The following is a 450-nucleotide window of genomic DNA, read 5'->3' as shown; positions in this document are numbered from 1 at the left end:
AGGCCGCCGGGGTCTGTTCCAGCACCCGCACCACCCGGCCGCCGGCGCGGCGCGCGGTGGCGGCGCTGGCCAGCAATAAGGGGCCGCTGCCGGCGATCACCAGGGTCTTTCCTGCCACCGCCAGGCCGTTCTTGAGCAGCGCTTGCAGGCCGCCGGCCCCGGTCACCCCGGGCAGGGTCCAGCCGGGGAAGGGCAGCAGCAGTTCTTGGGCGCCACAGCACAGGATCAGTTGTTCGAATTCCACGTGCCAGGCCTGCCGGGCATCTTCGAGCAACAGGCTGTGAGTACCCAGGGTCGAGATGATGCGGGTGGCGCTGAGGTAGCGCACCGCCGGGTGCTGCAGCACCTTGAAGTGTTCGGCCTGGGCGGCGCTGGGCGGATGCTGGGGGCCGTGGCGCCAGATCTGGCCGCCGGGGCGCGGGTTGTCATCGACGATCAGGATCGAGCTGG

The 450-nt window shown here is 70.9% G+C and carries 1 pseudogene; it reads right to left on the bottom strand.

From position 1 onward, the window contains the following. Nucleotides 1–450: pseudogene (locus tag F6S12_RS32940) on the bottom strand (FAD/NAD(P)-binding oxidoreductase); the annotation flags it as partial.

Origin of the sequence: Pseudomonas sp. JV245A (assembly GCF_032424515.1) — a bacterium.
Lineage (GTDB): Bacteria > Pseudomonadota > Gammaproteobacteria > Pseudomonadales > Pseudomonadaceae > Aquipseudomonas > Aquipseudomonas protegens.
The sequence above is the reverse complement of the archived record's forward strand: the minus strand, read 5'-3'. Positions and strand labels throughout refer to the sequence as shown.